Source organism: Bacillus sp. JJ783 (assembly GCF_036963225.1).
In the GTDB taxonomy this organism is placed as follows: domain Bacteria; phylum Bacillota; class Bacilli; order Bacillales; family Bacillaceae_G; genus Bacillus_A; species Bacillus_A cereus_U.
The window spans coordinates 1-15442 of the sequence record NZ_JBALMG010000074.1 but is presented as its reverse complement, the minus strand read 5'-3'; the positions used below and the strand labels follow the sequence as shown (position 1 = coordinate 15442).

Below are 15442 nucleotides of genomic sequence, written 5' to 3'. Positions count from 1 at the left end.
AACTGGTTTTAAATTAAGGAAGTGTCAAAACAATGGGTTTTACATTAAATAAATCGATTATTAAAGAAGTATGCGGAGAGACCTCATATAAAAGAGGCGAAGCTTATTATAAATCAAATAAAGTAATAATAAATCATTATGATGAAAATAAAGAAATTTGCGAGGCGACGGTAAAAGGGAACGAAGATTTTCATGTTACAGTAGAAAAAGCTAAAAAAGGTGATGTTGTTGCGAAATGTAGTTGTCCTTCATTAGCGTCTTTTCAAACGTACTGTCAACATGTTGCGGCAGTATTGATACAAATAAATTATAATCAGCAAACCGGTGGAATGCTGCCTATTAGTAGCGGAAACATGAGCGGAAATGAACAATTAACAAGCGGGATGTTTCAGTTGTTTGCAGAACAACCACTGAGGCCAAAAAGTAAACAACACCGTTTTGATACACGTGAAATACTTGATATTGAGTTTAATTGTACACCAGTAGTTACGAAAAATGGTGGGGCACTTCTTGGGGTTCAGTTGAAAATCGCCAAAACGTATTTCGTAAATCATATTAGAGAATTTCTTTCTAAAGTGGAGAAAAGAGAGGCTTTTAATTGTTCCAATGAATTTACATACACACCAGATGTACATAGCTTCAAGCAAGAAACGGATGCGATTATTCAGCAACTTATTAAAATGTATCATAATGAAAAAATGTATGAAGATACACTAGAAGTACACGCAAAACAAGATGATAGCATGATTTTAATACCGCCAGCTTCGTGGATGGATATGCTTTCTTTACTTTCTAAAACTGAGTGTGTGAGGCTTAATCAAGATGGACAATCTTTTCACGGTTTACAAATTTCAAAAGGACTACTGCCTTTACATTTTGAGTTTAATAAAGGGAGTAACGGTGGGTTTACACTTTATATTGACGGCTTACAACAAGTAGAAGTAATGGATACGTATAGTTATGCTCTATTTGGAGGGAAACTGCATCAGTTGAATGCTGAGGATTGTAAGCGGCTTATCGAATTACAAAAAATGATGAATCGTTCTAGTAGTAACCAGTTGTATATTCCAGCAGATAAGATGGAACACTTTGTAGCAAAAGTTGTACCAGGATTAATGAAGCTTGGTACTGTGCGAATTGATGAAGTAATATCAAATCGTGTTGAAACGCCTTCGCTAAAAGCAAAATTATATTTAGATCGAGTGAAAAATCGCTTGTTAGCAGGTCTCGAATTTCATTATGGAAACGTCGTGATTAATCCGTTAGAAGAGGATGGACAGCCATCTGTTTTTAATCGTGATGAGAAAAAGGAAAAAGAGATTTTAGACATTATGAGTGAAAGTGCCTTTGCAAAGACAGAAGGCGGTTATTTTATGCATAATGAAGAAGCTGAGTATAACTTTTTATATTACGTTGTTCCAACGTTAAAAGGTTTAGTTGATATTTATGCGACGACAGCAATCAAATTACGGATTCATAAAGGAGATACAGCTCCTCTTATAAGAGTTAGAAGGAAAGAGAGAATTGATTGGTTATCATTCCGCTTTGATATAAAAGGTATTCCAGAGGCAGAAATTAAAGGGGTATTAGTCGCTCTTGAGGAGAAGCGCAAATATTATCGTTTAGCAAGTGGTGCTTTACTATCACTTGAGAGTAAAGAGTTTAATGACATTAATCAGTTTATAAAAGAATCTAGTATTCGAAAAGAATTTTTAAAGGGCGAAGAAATAGATGTCCCTCTTATTCGTAGTGTGAAATGGATGAATTCATTGCAAGAAGGAAACGTATTAAGTTTAGATGAGTCTGTTCAAGAATTGGTAGAGAACATTCAAAACCCTAAAAAGCTGAAGTTTACGGTGCCAAGTGGCTTAGATGCGATAATGAGAGAGTATCAAATATACGGATTCCAGTGGATGAAAACACTTGCCTATTATCGTTTTGGTGGCATTTTAGCTGATGATATGGGACTTGGGAAAACGTTGCAAAGTATTGCTTTTATAGACTCTGTTTTGCCGGAAATTCGAGAGAAGAAACTGCCTATATTAGTTGTTTCTCCGTCTTCCCTTGTTTACAACTGGCTTAGCGAGTTAAAAAAATTCGCTCCACATATTAGAGCTGTTATTGCAGATGGAAATCAAGAAGAGCGCCGAAAAGTTTTAAAAGATGTAACGAAATTTGATGTAGTAATTACGTCCTATCCTTTACTAAGAAGAGATATAAGATTATATGCAATGCCATTTCATACGCTATTTCTTGATGAAGCACAAGCATTTAAAAATCATACGACGCAAACTGCAAGAGCAGTAAAAACAGTTCAGGCGGAGTACCGTTTTGGACTAACAGGAACGCCTGTAGAAAATTCATTAGAAGAGCTATGGTCTATCCTCCACGTCGTCTTCCCAGAATTATTACCAGGAAGAAAAGAGTTCGGTGATTTAAGACGTGAAGATATTGCGAAGCGGGTAAAACCTTTCGTGTTAAGAAGGTTAAAGGAAGATGTATTACAGGAGCTACCAGAAAAAATTGAGCACTTACAATCATCAGAACTTTTACCAGATCAAAAGAGGCTTTACGCAGCTTATTTAGCAAAGTTAAGAGAAGAAACGTTAAAACATTTGGATAAAGATACGTTACGTAAAAATAAAATTCGGGTTTTAGCTGGTTTAACGAGACTACGGCAAATTTGTTGTCATCCTGCTTTGTTTGTTGATGATTATAAAGGCAGTTCAGCCAAATTTGAACAACTTTTAGAGATTTTAGAGGAATGTAGAAGTACAGGGAAGCGAATTTTAATTTTTTCTCAATTTACGAAGATGCTTTTAATAATCGGACGAGAATTAAACCGTCAAGCAGTTCCATACTTTTATTTAGACGGGAGTACACCAGCGCAAGAACGTGTAGAGCTATGCAATCGTTTTAACGAAGGAGAAGGGGATTTATTTCTTATCTCGTTAAAAGCTGGTGGTACCGGTTTGAATTTAACAGGTGCAGATACGGTTATATTGTATGATTTATGGTGGAATCCAGCTGTTGAACAACAAGCAGCGGATAGAGCGTATCGAATGGGACAAAAAAATACAGTGCAAGTGATTAAGTTAGTAGCACATGGAACAATTGAAGAAAAAATGCACGAGTTACAAGAGAGTAAGAAAAATTTAATCGCTGAAATTATCGAGCCAGGAGAAGAGAAGTTATCTTCTATTACGGAGGAAGAAATCCGTGATATTCTTATGATTTAATATGGAAAAAGCTATGCTTTCACAGAGATGAAAGCATAGCTTTTTTGTTGTAATAATTATATTTTGTTTTGTACAAAGTAAAGAGATAAAGTGAAACTTTAAATAGTGGGAGTTGTTCATCTCCCACTATTTATTTTATTTCTTTGTACCTTTACTTTTGTATGGTTTTGCAGCTTTCTTTTTCGCACTTGATTGCCAACGGTTCCATCCTTTACTTCCTGTACCTTGTCCTACACCTTTTTTCGGTTTTGCTTTCGTTTTACTCATATGATCACTCCGTTATATAAAAAATCTTATTTGATAATAGCCAATGTTTTAGAAAAATACTATCGATAAATGACTATGCTTGCTTTAAGTAAAAACAAACTGCTTGAATGCTATAGTATATCATGAAATTGCGAGTAAACTGAAAGGAATTACAAATAAAATGAAAATAATAAGAAATACTGCGGATTCTATTTTTCGAACGATCACATTACTGGTTGTGTATATGTTAGTTTCAATTAGTGAAATGTTTTTTGGATTGAAGAGACAAAGGAAATAAAAATGTTATATTAAGAACAGTCGGTAAAGGCATAAAATAAAGAATTGAAAAATATTTTAAAACTTTTTGTTGACTTTATCTATTTTTTGTATAGAATAATCATTAATAAAATGTTTCAGAGATGTGACAACAAAACGACTATGAAAGGACGAGTAGTAGTAGGATGTAGTTTAAGCGAGTCAGGGACGGTGTGAGCCTGGTACGAAGCCTATTATGAAGAACCTCCTGGAGTCGCTAACCGAAATCCTTTATAGGAAAGTAGACTTAGCCGGGAACTTCGCCGTTACAAGAAGAACAGTATCGAGATTTTTTCATCTCCGTACTGTATAAGTGAGCAACCTCTGTTGCTAATTTGGGTGGTACCGCGGAACCAAAGTCTTTCGTCCCAGTTTTTTGGGAAAGAAGGGCTTTTTTTGTTGGCTTTTTTCCACAACATCCAAACATTTTAGGAGGAAACCATCATGTATCAATCATTAATGACAGTAAGAGAGACTCAAATCGCAATTAAGGAAGTTAAAACATTTTTCGAGGATCAATTAGCAAAACGCCTTGAACTATTCCGCGTATCTGCACCATTATTCGTAACGAAAAAATCAGGATTAAATGATCACTTAAACGGTGTAGAACGTCCAATTGAGTTTGATATGTTACATTCAGGAGAAGAATTAGAAATTGTGCATTCACTAGCGAAGTGGAAAAGATTCGCATTACATGAATACGGATATGAAGCTGGTGAAGGTTTATATACAAATATGAACGCGATTCGTCGTGATGAAGAACTTGATGCAACACATTCCATTTATGTTGACCAATGGGATTGGGAAAAAATCGTTCAAAAAGAATGGCGTACTGTCGATTACTTACAAAAAACAGTACAAGCAATTTATGGAATATTCAAAGAATTAGAAGATCACTTATTTGAAAAATATCCGTTCCTTGGAAAGTATTTACCAGAAGAAATTGTTTTCATTACTTCTCAAGAACTGGAAGATAAATATCCAGAATTAACACCGAAAGATCGTGAACATGCAATTGCGAAAGAACACGGTGCAGTCTTTATTATTGGAATTGGTGATGCACTCCGTTCAGGTGAAAAGCACGATGGACGCGCATCCGATTATGATGATTGGAAATTAAACGGTGACATTTTATTCTGGCACCCAGTACTACAAGCTTCATTCGAATTATCATCAATGGGAATTCGTGTTGATAGTAAAGCACTTGATGAGCAATTAACGAAAACTGGTGAAGACTTCAAACGTGAGTATGATTTCCATAAAGGTATTTTAGAAGACGTACTACCATTAACAATTGGTGGTGGTATCGGCCAATCAAGAATGTGTATGTACTTCTTACGTAAAGCACATATCGGTGAAGTTCAATCTTCTGTATGGCCTGACGATTTACGTGAAGCTTGCAAAAAAGAAAACATTCATTTGTTTTAATATAAGTGAGAGGGAGAGTAGCTGTGGAATAAGAGCTACTCTCCCTTTTTTACTTTGACGTGAAAAAAGTTATTTTGAATGAATATAGATCGTTTTTTCAAGGGAAAGAGCGAAAGGGTATATGTGATAAGAAATAAGAAGAGTCATTTATATTTCCTAGGAAAGGGTATAAAGAATAATCTAATTGTTTTATAATGATCTTCGGATATCGATAACAAGATAAAAAGCTGTCTGCATAGATTTTTAAAATTCTATGTGGACAGCTTTCTATTTATATAGGAAGGAAATAGATTAATGTAATTTGTTGTAAGTTTTACTGGCGGAAATTAAATCATTTGCACTAAAGGCTCAATTTTCGCCATAAATGATTGATGGAGTGCTTCAACACCATCTACTAAGTGAATACGGTCAATGACAACTGATACTTTAATTTCAGATGTACTTACCATTTTAATATGAATACCGCCTTCTTTTAAAGTAGTGAACATATTCGCAGCAACTCCCGGGTTAGATACCATACCAGATCCTACAATTGATACTTTCGCTAAATGATTTTCATGTTCTACAGATTCATAGTGAAGTGCCTCTTGATTTTGTTCTAACACTTCTAATGTTTCTCTTAAATCATTAGAATGAATCGAGAAGGAGAGGTGAACAGTTCCTTCATTTGTAATACTTTGAATAATAATATCTACATTAATATGTGCCGCTGCTAATGTAGAGAAAACTGTTGAAAGTGCACCTTGTTCTAATCCTTTAATTGTGACGCGTGTAATATTATCCTCAAATGCGATACCTTTAACGATTGATTGTTGTTCCATGTTACATTCTCCCCTTACAATTGTTCCGTTTTCTTGTTCCATGCTTGATCTTACTTCTAAAACGACATTATGATTTTTAGCAAATTCAACAGCGCGTGGGTGTAATACGCCAGCACCGAGATTTGCAAGCTCTAACATTTCGTCATAAGAAATTTCATCTAATTTATAAGCACCTTGTACAACTCGTGGATCAGTCGTATATACGCCTGACACATCCGTATAAATATCACATTTTTTTGCTTTTAGTGCCGCAGCTAATGCGACAGCAGTCGTATCGGAGCCACCGCGGCCAAGTGTGGTAATTTCATGTTCTTCACTTACTCCTTGGAAACCAGCTACTATAACAATCGTGCCATCAGCAAGATAGGATTGAATACGACCAGTATTAATGTCAGTAATCCGTGCACTGCTATGTACAGATTCTGTTGTAATACCAGCCTGCCATCCTGTTAATGAAATTGCGTTATAACCTTTTGTTTGTAGTGCCATTGTTAATAATGAAATGGTTACTTGTTCTCCTGTAGATAGGAGCATATCCATTTCACGTTTACTTGGATTTTCAGTAATAGCGTTAGCAAGTGCTACAAGTTTATCCGTACTTTTTCCCATCGCTGAAACGACAGAGACAATACTATGTCCTCGTTCATATTCTTCAATAATTAAATTTGCTACATGTTGAATGCGTTCGACGCTTCCGACAGAAGTACCGCCAAATTTTTGTACAATCGTTTCCATTACGAATTCCTTCTTTCGTCCATTTTTAAGAATAGGTTAGGACATATACAAATCCCAATATTCCTGTAGTTACCAGAGAGAAAAACAAAAAACACCATCTCAAATAAGTGAGGATGGTGCTGTTACAGGAAAAGGGAAACAGAAAACGGAGCTAATAAAAAAAACCGCCAAAAAAGGAATATCATAAAAATGATATCTCTTTTTTGTAGATAGCTCTTCATACGTACACGTCTGTACATATGACAGTTCTGTTTCTATTCGAAAACAGCCCCAATTGATAAATGCAGAGAAATTTATCAATTTCGGCAACACTTCCTTTCCTCTAAGATCATAGACATCTCTGTGTCTCCTTTAGAATACTTATAAGCGTTGCAACCTCTATCTCACGTTTTAGGCGAGAGTGTATGATTTATGAAGTTGTTGGTAACATTTGTTTTATAATAATTTAAATTTTTCAGGGAATCAAGTGTTTTTTGTATTTTTTTGAAATTCTATCTTTTTATTAAATTAGTTTGTGAAAAACGTAGCAAAATAAATTCGTTGCATGTACATTAAAAATATAGAGCATGGGAGGTGGAAGGATGGGGAAGAAAAAGCCTATTTATGTAGCGACAGAAATGAACACAACAATGGAGAAACTATGGGCATATACACAAGAGCCTGATATACATACAGAGTGGGATGCCCGTTTTACGGAAATTTCGTATTTAGAGAAAAAAGAAGGGGAGCCACAAAAGTTTTTATATAAAACAAAGATCGGATTCGGGCTTGAAATAGCCGGAGAAGGGGAATCGATAGGTGAAATAAGAAAAGAAACTGGAGAGCGCATTTCCTCTTTGAAATTTTGGACAGACAATAAGCTATCACTTATACAAATAGGACGAGGTTATTGGAAGTATACCCCGAATGGAGAACATATTCATTTTGAAACGCAATATGATTATGATACAAGGTTTGGTCGTATAGGGAATGTGATAGATTCATATATTTTTCGTCCGCTATTAGGTTGGGCAACTGCATGGAGTTTTGATGCTTTAAAATTATGGTTAGAAAAGGGACTTCATCCTAAGTTGCTAATTAGAAGAACGATGACGTATTGGCTCGTTTGCTTTTTAGTTGCTTTCGTATGGTTATATCAAGGGATTGTACCGAAATTGATGTTTACTCATTCAGAAGAAGTAAAGATGCTTTCTGCGCTAATCGGATCGAATGATAGTAGTATTTTTATACTTAAAATAGTTGGATTTTTAGAAATAATATGGGGTGTTATGTGGCTATTGCCCTTTCAAAAACGAAAGTTGTTTATATTGCATATTGTTATGTTAATAGGCTTAACTATAGTGGCAGGAGTTACGAATATCACAAGTTTTACAGAGCCGTTTAATCCGATTACATTAAATTTTCTTCTAATAGGGTTATCGATTGTCGGTTATATGAATAGCACTAATTTGCCGAGTGCAAAAAATTGTAAGAGGACGAGAAAGGGATAAGTATATGGTTAATATTTATGAAAGATTATTAGGGGATTCTTATAAAAGGCTTCATCCAAAATTGCAGGAACGATATGCGATAACAAAGGGAAAAAGCTTTATTGGGGAAGGGGAAATGGATGAAATTTATGGAGGATCTTTTTTCGTTAAATTAATATTAAAAATTACATCGAAGTTCCGTATGTTTTTCTCTGAGCGAGGGCAAAAAGTTCCGTTTGTGATACATAATACCGCTGAGCGAGATGGACAGGGGAAAGAATTTGTACGGTGGAATCGTACTTTTTATTTTCATAATAAGAAAAGATATTTTAACGCTGTTATGAAGTTGGATGAAGGGAATAATGAAATTGTAGATTATTTTGGCGAACCGCATATACTCGTTTCTACGTTGAATTTTTATATTGATGAAAAAGGCGGGATGCATATTTCTTCAAAGAAACAATGGTTTTTTATGTTTGGAAGAAAAATACCGTTACCTAGATTTTTATACGGAGAGGCAAAAATTGTAGAAAGTTATGATGAGACACTACAATGTTTTCGAATTCATGTACAAGTACGAAATCCGTTAATTGGTTCGTTATTTTCATATAAGGGAACATTTGTGGAAAGGGAATAAACGATATGAAAAATATACTATTTGGGCTTGTTTGTTATATTATATTTCTAATATACGAGTGGTCGAATATAAATCCTGTTGAAGCAATTATATTGTTATCTATCTTATTATTTATACCGATGTCATTTTGTATTATTGACAAAGAAACAAGAAATGGAACGTATTTATTATTTTATAAATTTGTATCGTTTTTATATCCAATTGCAGCAATCAGTGCAATGCTAGCTTTCGTAACAAATCACTATTTCTTTGCGCTACTTTGGTTTGCATATACAGGAATCGTTGCATTATTTGGTATAAGTAGATTGCTAGAAAGAGGATGGAAGCCGTTAGAGGAAGCAGCTATAGATAGTGCTTTTATTTATTTGTTTTTAGGTGGTTTTTGGTTTTTTGCTTCTGTAGCAAAATTCCCCATTATGCATTTTAGTTCTGACATAGTTTTACTCACAGCTGCACACTTTCATTACTCGGCATTTCTATTGCCGTTATCAGCTGGTTTACTTGGAAGGAAAAGAGAACAGGGAAGTAAGTTATATGACGCTATTATGTTTATCATCGTCATTTCTCCAATGACAGTTGCGATAGGAATTACGTATTCGAGGGTGTTTGAATTTTTTGCAGTGTTCATATATTTATGTGCCATATACGGATATGGAGTTTACGTGTGGAGAACGAAATTTAATGCTATAAGTGCAAAGATTCTCCTTACTCTTTCATCCAGTACACTTATGGTAACGATAATGTTTTCACTCATATATTCATACGGGAATTTCAAACAAGCAATGACGATTACAATTGCACAAATGGTTTGGATCCATGGTGTTGTCAATGGAATTGGAGTGGCGTTACCAGCATTTGTCGGCTGGATGATTGAAAAGATTGCTCCGAAGTATAAGTATTATGGGAAAATAATGAGCAGGTTAAGAGGAAATGCGACAGTTGGTGAAGCATTTTTACATAACAGAAATTTAATAGATAACAAGGAATACAAAGGTTTAGTTGATAAAATGAATGATTTTCATAGTGAGGCATTTGACATGGCGAAGATTCCTTTAAGTATTATTCGTTTTTATGAAAATACAAAAGAGTATGAGTTACAATCGCATATTAAATGGACTCGTTGGTTTCGCCCGCTTGCATTTTGTTATGAGAAAATGAGTAAGCGTGTAGGACAAATACATTTAGGAATGGGCGGCAAGTGGGAAACTATGCATGGCTCTATCATTGGGGTAATAGATGAGAAGGATGGAAGAGAGAATGTAAGGGCTTGGCTAAGAAAAAATGAAGCAGGAGAATCTATTTTTGTAGCTCTTTACTCAAAACATACCCATGAGGATGAGAAATACATGAATATCGGATTACCTTTACCATATTCGAATATGACGGGGATTTTGAAATTATGTAATAAGAATAAAGATTTAATCATTACTAGTAAGTTGAGAAGAAATGGTAAGGGAGATGAGGGGATTTATTTACATACTCGTTTCTTTACAATACGTTTACCATTAGCAGAGACTTTTATTATTAAAGAGAGCACGGATCAAATATTAGAAGCTAATCATAGAATGTGGATATTTGGAGTTAAGTTTTTAGAAATTGATTATGAGATTAAGAAAATAGAGGAGAAGTAAGAAAAGCTTGGAGAGATTCCAAGCTTTTTTACGTATGCGTAATTGTCATCGCAACTTGTTTATCCAAGTCTCGGTCCCAAACACGTTGAATTTCAAACGTACCTTTTTCAAAAAATAATGGGAATCTCTCTTTAAACCAATCTTGCATAGGAAGATTTAGTGCTTCATCAATTGGTACCCATAATAATTCGCCTTCAGGAGGATTCAAAAGGAGTTCACCTTCAAATGAATCTGTCCAATAGTTAAATACCATATATCGAACATTTTCCTTAGGATTTACATATTCGTCTAACCCCTTGAAAATTAAATTAGAAACGTGGAGTCCGGTCTCCTCTTTCGATTCTCGTATAGCAGCTTGTAATATGCTTTCTGGGAAATCTACTTTTCCACCAGGAGCTATGTAGCCAGGAAAACCTCGATGGTCGGGGCGTTTTATAAGTAAAGCGTCATTATTTCGCTGGATCATACACATTGTATAGATGCGGTGCTCGATGTTATGAGAATTTTGAGGCATAATAATGTATTCTCCTTTATCTTTTCTTGATAATTTTACCATAACATAATAGTTTCTTATATAATTAAAAATAGAATATTATTAATTTTCGGTTATTAATTATAAAGTCTATAATCATTTGAAAAGAGGAGAGAGATATGCAAGGAGAAATACCAACAGAGAAAAATTTAAGTTATGTCGGTAAATTGTTATTGCCAGTTAAAGTGTCACCACACTTTAAGTTTTTATGGATTGGGCAACTACTTTCAACTTTAGGTAGTTCGATCACGATGGTCATTCTCCCAGTCGTTGTGTATTCATTAACTGGTTCAACAGTTGTAATGGGAATGACTATGGCAATGTACATGCTTCCTAATATTCTTGTGTTACCGTTTGCTGGATTGGTCGTGGATCGAATTAACCGGGTGAAATTGATGTTATTTACAGATATAATCCGCTGCATATTAATGCTATTACTTGCAACACTTATATTTATGGACGTTTTAACGATTCCACTTTTATATGTACTTGTTGCATTATATGGACTTATGGAAGGTATATTTCAGACGGCATATTCAGCTGTAAGAGCGAAAGTATTTGTACCGGAAATTCGAAATGCAGCTAACGCATTAACGCAAATGAGTAATCAGGGTATACGATTAATTGGACCGGCTCTTGGAGGGTTGATTGTTTCAGTTACATCCGCCGGAATTGGGTTTGGATTGGATGCAGTAACGTACTTGCTATTATTTGTATGTTTATTATTTTTAAAAGAAATAAAGTTTAATAAAGTACAGAAATTTGAAAGAAATAAAGTCAATTACAGCCCTTTCCGAACGAGAAAGCCCATCGCCTTTAGGCATGGGATGAAAGTGAGATTGGATACGGAGTGCCACTAAAAATCGTAAGGTTCGTGGTACTTTAAGTATACAAAGTATAGGTAGTTTCATTGGGTCTTTTTGTTGTGATTTTTCGAAAATAAATGATACATTGTAACTATGGTAAATGATTATAGAAGAACGTTGCAAAGTTTATGGACACGTTCTTATTTTGTTTCTACAGCTAAAAATGTAGCAAATGAAAATATGTTGAAAATCAAAAAACAAGGGGTGAAACGTATGTCACAGACCCTAACAGTGAAAGTGAAATTGATTCCAACAAAAGAACAAAGTCGTTTATTGGAAGAAAGTAGTCGTGAGTATATCAAAGTCATGAATATGCTTGTATCGGAAATGGTTGAAGCAAAGAAAAGTACGAAAAAAAGCACAAAAGATATCGAAGCGAATATCCCCAGTGCGGTGAAGAATCAAGCAATCAAAGACGCGAAAAGTTTGTTTGCTACAAAAGTAAAGAAAAGTAATTATAAAATCATTCCGATTCTAAAGAAACCTGTTTGTGTATGGAACAATCAAAATTATTCATTTGACTCCACTCATATTTCAATCCCGTTTAAGGTAAATGGAAAGTCCACTCGTTTAAAGGTCCGTGCTTTATTAATCAATAAAAAAAATCGCAATTTGGATTTGTTAAAACATAAGTTAGGTACACTTCGTATCACAAAGAAATCGAATAAGTGGATGGCCCAAATATCTGTCACACTTCCTACAAATGAAAGAGCAAGAACGAAAGTTTTAGGGGTAGACCTAGGTCTCAAGGTCCCTGCAGTAGCAATCACAGATGATGACAAGGTTCGTTTCTTTGGCACCTGCCTTAATTGGATTAATGGTAATTGAAGGATTCGGTATTATGATATTTGGGCTCATTTGGGAAACAAGTTTACAAGAGCTTGTACCAGAAGAAGCATTTGGAAGAGTGGCAAGCCTTGATATGTTAGGTTCATTTGCTTTATTGCCATTAGGATATGTGGTTGTAGGCTGGTTAGCTACTGTAATAGGTGGAGAGATAACAATTATAACGCTAGCTATTTTAGTACTCATAACAATTGGAATGGCATTGTCTGTACCAAGTATTCGGCGGTTCGATTGATCATGTAGGCTAAAAGGGGGATATGGTATATGACTATAGAAAACCTAAACGATTTAGTAGTAGCAGAGTTGGGATGTAAATACGTTTTGGAAGAAAAGGTATTTGAAGCAAAGAATTTTACGGTGTATATTGCGACTTCTATAGAAAATAAAATGACATATAATCGATTCATCTTAATTAAGCATTTGTCTAATGAAGTGCCTTCCGTACATGTTTGGGACAAAAAAATTTGTGTAGACGATACAAAAATAGATATTGCAACAGAAGTGACAGAAGCAATTCAATCTGGTTTTGTAAATAAAGAGTAAGCCCTAATCAAATTAGGACTTACTCTTCATTAAACACAAATGTTTGTTTCATTTTTTTACTCTCATGTACTGGATGGCCGTTGTAAGAGAAATTCTTTTCTTCCCAAGTAATGACGATTTTAAAATTATGGCTATTAAAGTCTAATGGGAATACCATGTAGTCAAAGCTTGTATGACTTTTTGAAACGTTGTTATTTGATGTAGTAGGATTAAAGGTAGTTTTAGATGTAGGTGTGTTATCAAGTATTTCTACGGATACATTTGATACATCATTACCAATATTTTTTAAGAGTAAACTATACGTATCATATACACCTTGTTTTGGCTGCACGGCTTGCTTGTTTGAGTTATGAGATTTGTCAATTTCGATATACCACTGTTTAGACTTTGACGCAATTGGTAGTGATTGAAATGTGTATGCACTAGCTTGTATTGGTAGTGCTAAGCATATAAGGACGAAAAGAGATATTATTTTTCGTTTCATTTTGAAAAAACCCCATTCTTTAACAAAGTTATTTGTTATTATTCGCTCTGCTTGAGAAAATATACCATATAATGTAAGGGGACAGGGGTATGAGTCTCGGCTTAGGAATCATTATAGTATTCGCTACGGTTATACTTGGCACGTCTGCTTAATAGCTGGTATATACGCGATCCATATGCTGATACACATCAAATCCAGTCAGAGTGAATTGTAAGGGAGAACATTATATTGAAAGTACTAGTAAGTACGGGGAGTAGTATTTTTCTACAATTATTATTTTTGTATATATTTATTTCGGGTGTTTTATTGGAAGTTAATCCTTGGTATGCAGTAGTTGTGTATATAATTGTAGCAATATTAAGTCTTTTCTTTGGGATATATTCGATTGTTCGTTCTATAAGAAAAGGTTCGAATGCTATTTTTCTAACAATATCGGTTAGAGTTGTAACGTCGTTATTTGCAATATTAATTATCGGCTTTACAGTGGTTGCTTATTTTTTACCGGAAGCAGGTATTCCACCGGTAATTAGTTTGTAGTATAAGTGGATGTGTCAAAAGATAAATGCTATTAAAGTGATATATTAAGGGGAATTAGATAAGGAAGCTGTGTAGAGATTTTTCTACACAGCATTTTTTGTGTCTAGCGTTCAATTACATATGTTTGTTGGTACGTATATATCGCCTTTGTATCAATTTATTAAACTGAAGATGGAGAGTCCCACGTATGAATCAAAAGAATAATAATATGAAAAAATTACCAATAAATATGTTAAAATAACATTGTCATATAACAAGGGGGATTCGTTTGATGGAAAAAGAGAATCTTGCTAAAGTAGATTTAACGAAAAGAATTGAATCAAAATCTAAGTACAATAAGAAGCTCGAAAAATATCAAATGCGCTTATTAGCACTACAGCAAATTTTAAAAGAAGAGAAAATAGCTGTTATGCTCGTTATGGAGGGTTGGGATGCAGCAGGTAAAGGCGGAGCGATTAAGCGAGTGACTGAACATCTTGATCCGCGTGGATTCCAAGTAAATCCAATTGGCGCGCCTGCTCCTCATGAAAAACGGTATCATTATTTGCAACGTTTTTGGCGGAAACTTCCTCAGTACGGGCAAATTACTATATTCGACCGTTCATGGTATGGGCGTGTATTAGTTGAACGTGTTGAAGGCTTTGCTACAAACGAAGAGTGGACGAGAGCGTATGATGAAATTAATGATTTCGAAAAACTATTAACAGATGATCATTACATAATAGGAAAGTTTTTCTATCATATTAGTAAAGATGAACAGTTAAAGAGGTTTACAGAAAGAGAGAACAACCCTCTTAAAAGATGGAAAATTACAGACGAAGACTGGCGAAATCGTGAAAAGTGGGATGAGTATGTTGAAGCAACGGAAGAGATGTTTGAAAAAACAGATAAGCCGAATGCGAAATGGCATATTATTGCGAGTAATGATAAACTATACGCCCGTTTGAAAATATTAAAAGTGATTATTTCATTAATTGAGGAGTATTTCTTAGAACATAATATAGAATTACCTTCTTATTATTATGAAATAAAAGAAGGTAAGAAAAAGGAAATTGAGTCTATGCAAGATGCAGGAGTCAAATAGTAAAAAGGTTTGTATAGGAAATATGAAGG

General features: G+C 34.6%; 12 protein-coding genes, 4 pseudogenes, 1 riboswitch and 1 other annotated feature. Of the genes and pseudogenes, 12 read left to right on the top strand and 4 right to left on the bottom strand.

The genetic code is table 11. The features are described 5' to 3' along the window. Positions 1–32: 32 nt before the first annotated feature. On the top strand, positions 33–3239 hold the full coding sequence (locus tag V7038_RS16330; protein WP_335470933.1) for a DEAD/DEAH box helicase: 3207 nt from the start codon (positions 33–35) through the stop codon (positions 3237–3239). A 135-nt stretch (positions 3240–3374) separates the two neighbouring features. Here V7038_RS16330 and V7038_RS16325 read toward each other — a convergent pair whose 3' ends face one another. After that, positions 3375–3506 (bottom strand): DUF3934 family protein, encoded by a 132-nt coding sequence (locus tag V7038_RS16325; RefSeq protein ID WP_000047589.1) that lies wholly within the window; start codon positions 3504–3506, stop codon positions 3375–3377. A gap of 408 nt (positions 3507–3914) precedes the next feature. Then, positions 3915–4174, top strand: a binding site (T-box leader). Positions 4175–4244: 70 nt separating this feature from the next. Between V7038_RS16325 and asnA the strand changes: the two genes are divergently transcribed. Both asnA and V7038_RS16315 read left to right on the top strand, forming a co-directional pair. Further along, the gene (gene asnA / locus V7038_RS16320) at positions 4245–5228 is read left to right on the top strand and encodes an aspartate--ammonia ligase (RefSeq protein ID WP_002202458.1); all 984 of its coding nucleotides are present in this window, start codon (positions 4245–4247) and stop codon (positions 5226–5228) included. A gap of 47 nt (positions 5229–5275) precedes the next feature. Continuing rightward, positions 5276–5365 (top strand): annotated as a pseudogene (locus tag V7038_RS16315) (helix-turn-helix domain-containing protein); the annotation flags it as partial. A gap of 189 nt (positions 5366–5554) precedes the next feature. On the opposite strand, the gene V7038_RS16310 reads toward V7038_RS16315, so the two are convergent. Continuing rightward, positions 5555–6784 carry an aspartate kinase gene (locus V7038_RS16310; protein ID WP_002200950.1) on the bottom strand — a complete coding sequence of 410 codons (1230 nt, stop codon included), beginning with the start codon at positions 6782–6784 and terminating at the stop codon, positions 5555–5557. A gap of 202 nt (positions 6785–6986) precedes the next feature. Then, positions 6987–7173: riboswitch (Lysine riboswitch) on the bottom strand. 192 nt (positions 7174–7365) lie between these two features. On the opposite strand from V7038_RS16310, the gene V7038_RS16305 reads away from it, so the two are divergent. Genes V7038_RS16305 through V7038_RS16295 form a run of 3 tightly spaced genes read left to right on the top strand, consistent with a single transcriptional unit; the run spans position 7366 to position 10521 of the window. Further along, positions 7366–8274: a DoxX-like family protein gene (locus tag V7038_RS16305; protein ID WP_002200949.1), complete on the top strand. Its 909-nt coding sequence runs from the start codon at positions 7366–7368 to the stop codon at positions 8272–8274. Between the two features lie 4 nt (positions 8275–8278). After that, complete coding sequence (locus tag V7038_RS16300; protein WP_002202457.1) at positions 8279–8890, top strand: DUF4166 domain-containing protein; 612 nt, start codon at positions 8279–8281, stop codon at positions 8888–8890. Between the two features lie 5 nt (positions 8891–8895). Then, positions 8896–10521, top strand: a complete 1626-nt coding sequence (locus V7038_RS16295; RefSeq protein WP_335470927.1) for a YndJ family protein — start codon at positions 8896–8898, stop codon at positions 10519–10521. A gap of 28 nt (positions 10522–10549) precedes the next feature. Here V7038_RS16295 and V7038_RS16290 read toward each other — a convergent pair whose 3' ends face one another. Further along, positions 10550–11035, bottom strand: coding sequence for an 8-oxo-dGTP diphosphatase (locus tag V7038_RS16290; RefSeq protein ID WP_002148930.1), 486 nt, complete (start codon positions 11033–11035; stop codon positions 10550–10552). A 137-nt stretch (positions 11036–11172) separates the two neighbouring features. Here V7038_RS16290 and V7038_RS16285 point away from each other — a divergent pair. The 4 genes and pseudogenes from V7038_RS16285 to V7038_RS16270 form a co-directional block, all read left to right on the top strand. Next, positions 11173–11838, top strand: a pseudogene (locus V7038_RS16285) (MFS transporter); the annotation flags it as partial. Positions 11839–12132: 294 nt separating this feature from the next. Further along, positions 12133–12717 (top strand): annotated as a pseudogene (locus V7038_RS16280) (RNA-guided endonuclease TnpB family protein); the annotation flags it as partial. Continuing rightward, positions 12704–13000, top strand: a pseudogene (locus V7038_RS16275) (MFS transporter); the annotation flags it as partial. The pseudogenes V7038_RS16280 and V7038_RS16275, both read left to right, overlap by 14 nt. 29 nt (positions 13001–13029) lie before the next feature. After that, positions 13030–13308 carry a hypothetical protein gene (locus V7038_RS16270; RefSeq protein ID WP_002158391.1) on the top strand — a complete coding sequence of 93 codons (279 nt, stop codon included), beginning with the start codon at positions 13030–13032 and terminating at the stop codon, positions 13306–13308. Positions 13309–13327: 19 nt separating this feature from the next. On the opposite strand, the gene V7038_RS16265 is transcribed toward V7038_RS16270, so the two are convergent. Next, positions 13328–13792 (bottom strand): hypothetical protein, encoded by a 465-nt coding sequence (locus V7038_RS16265; protein ID WP_070139098.1) that lies wholly within the window; start codon positions 13790–13792, stop codon positions 13328–13330. A gap of 228 nt (positions 13793–14020) precedes the next feature. Here V7038_RS16265 and V7038_RS16260 point away from each other — a divergent pair, with 228 nt between their 5' ends. Together V7038_RS16260 and V7038_RS16255 are read left to right on the top strand one after the other, a co-directional pair. Then, positions 14021–14329, top strand: coding sequence for an alpha/beta hydrolase (locus tag V7038_RS16260; RefSeq protein WP_070139099.1), 309 nt, complete (start codon positions 14021–14023; stop codon positions 14327–14329). Between the two features lie 271 nt (positions 14330–14600). Beyond that, positions 14601–15413 (top strand): polyphosphate kinase 2 family protein, encoded by an 813-nt coding sequence (locus V7038_RS16255; RefSeq protein WP_070139100.1) that lies wholly within the window; start codon positions 14601–14603, stop codon positions 15411–15413. Positions 15414–15442 lie beyond the last annotated feature (29 nt).

Bases quoted from the DNA above. Each gene is read 5' to 3' on its own strand.
- V7038_RS16265 (WP_070139098.1), bottom strand. From the start codon at position 13,792: ATGAAACGAAAAATAATATCTCTTTTCGTCCTTATATGCTTAGCACTA.
- V7038_RS16305 (WP_002200949.1), top strand. From the start codon at position 7,366: ATGGGGAAGAAAAAGCCTATTTATGTAGCGACAGAAATGAACACAACA.
- V7038_RS16310 (WP_002200950.1), bottom strand. From the start codon at position 6,784: ATGGAAACGATTGTACAAAAATTTGGCGGTACTTCTGTCGGAAGCGTC.
- V7038_RS16290 (WP_002148930.1), bottom strand. From the start codon at position 11,035: ATGCCTCAAAATTCTCATAACATCGAGCACCGCATCTATACAATGTGT.
- V7038_RS16270 (WP_002158391.1), top strand. From the start codon at position 13,030: ATGACTATAGAAAACCTAAACGATTTAGTAGTAGCAGAGTTGGGATGT.
- V7038_RS16255 (WP_070139100.1), top strand. From the start codon at position 14,601: ATGGAAAAAGAGAATCTTGCTAAAGTAGATTTAACGAAAAGAATTGAA.
- V7038_RS16295 (WP_335470927.1), top strand. From the start codon at position 8,896: ATGAAAAATATACTATTTGGGCTTGTTTGTTATATTATATTTCTAATA.
- V7038_RS16325 (WP_000047589.1), bottom strand. From the start codon at position 3,506: ATGAGTAAAACGAAAGCAAAACCGAAAAAAGGTGTAGGACAAGGTACA.
- V7038_RS16300 (WP_002202457.1), top strand. From the start codon at position 8,279: ATGGTTAATATTTATGAAAGATTATTAGGGGATTCTTATAAAAGGCTT.
- asnA (WP_002202458.1), top strand. From the start codon at position 4,245: ATGTATCAATCATTAATGACAGTAAGAGAGACTCAAATCGCAATTAAG.
- V7038_RS16330 (WP_335470933.1), top strand. From the start codon at position 33: ATGGGTTTTACATTAAATAAATCGATTATTAAAGAAGTATGCGGAGAG.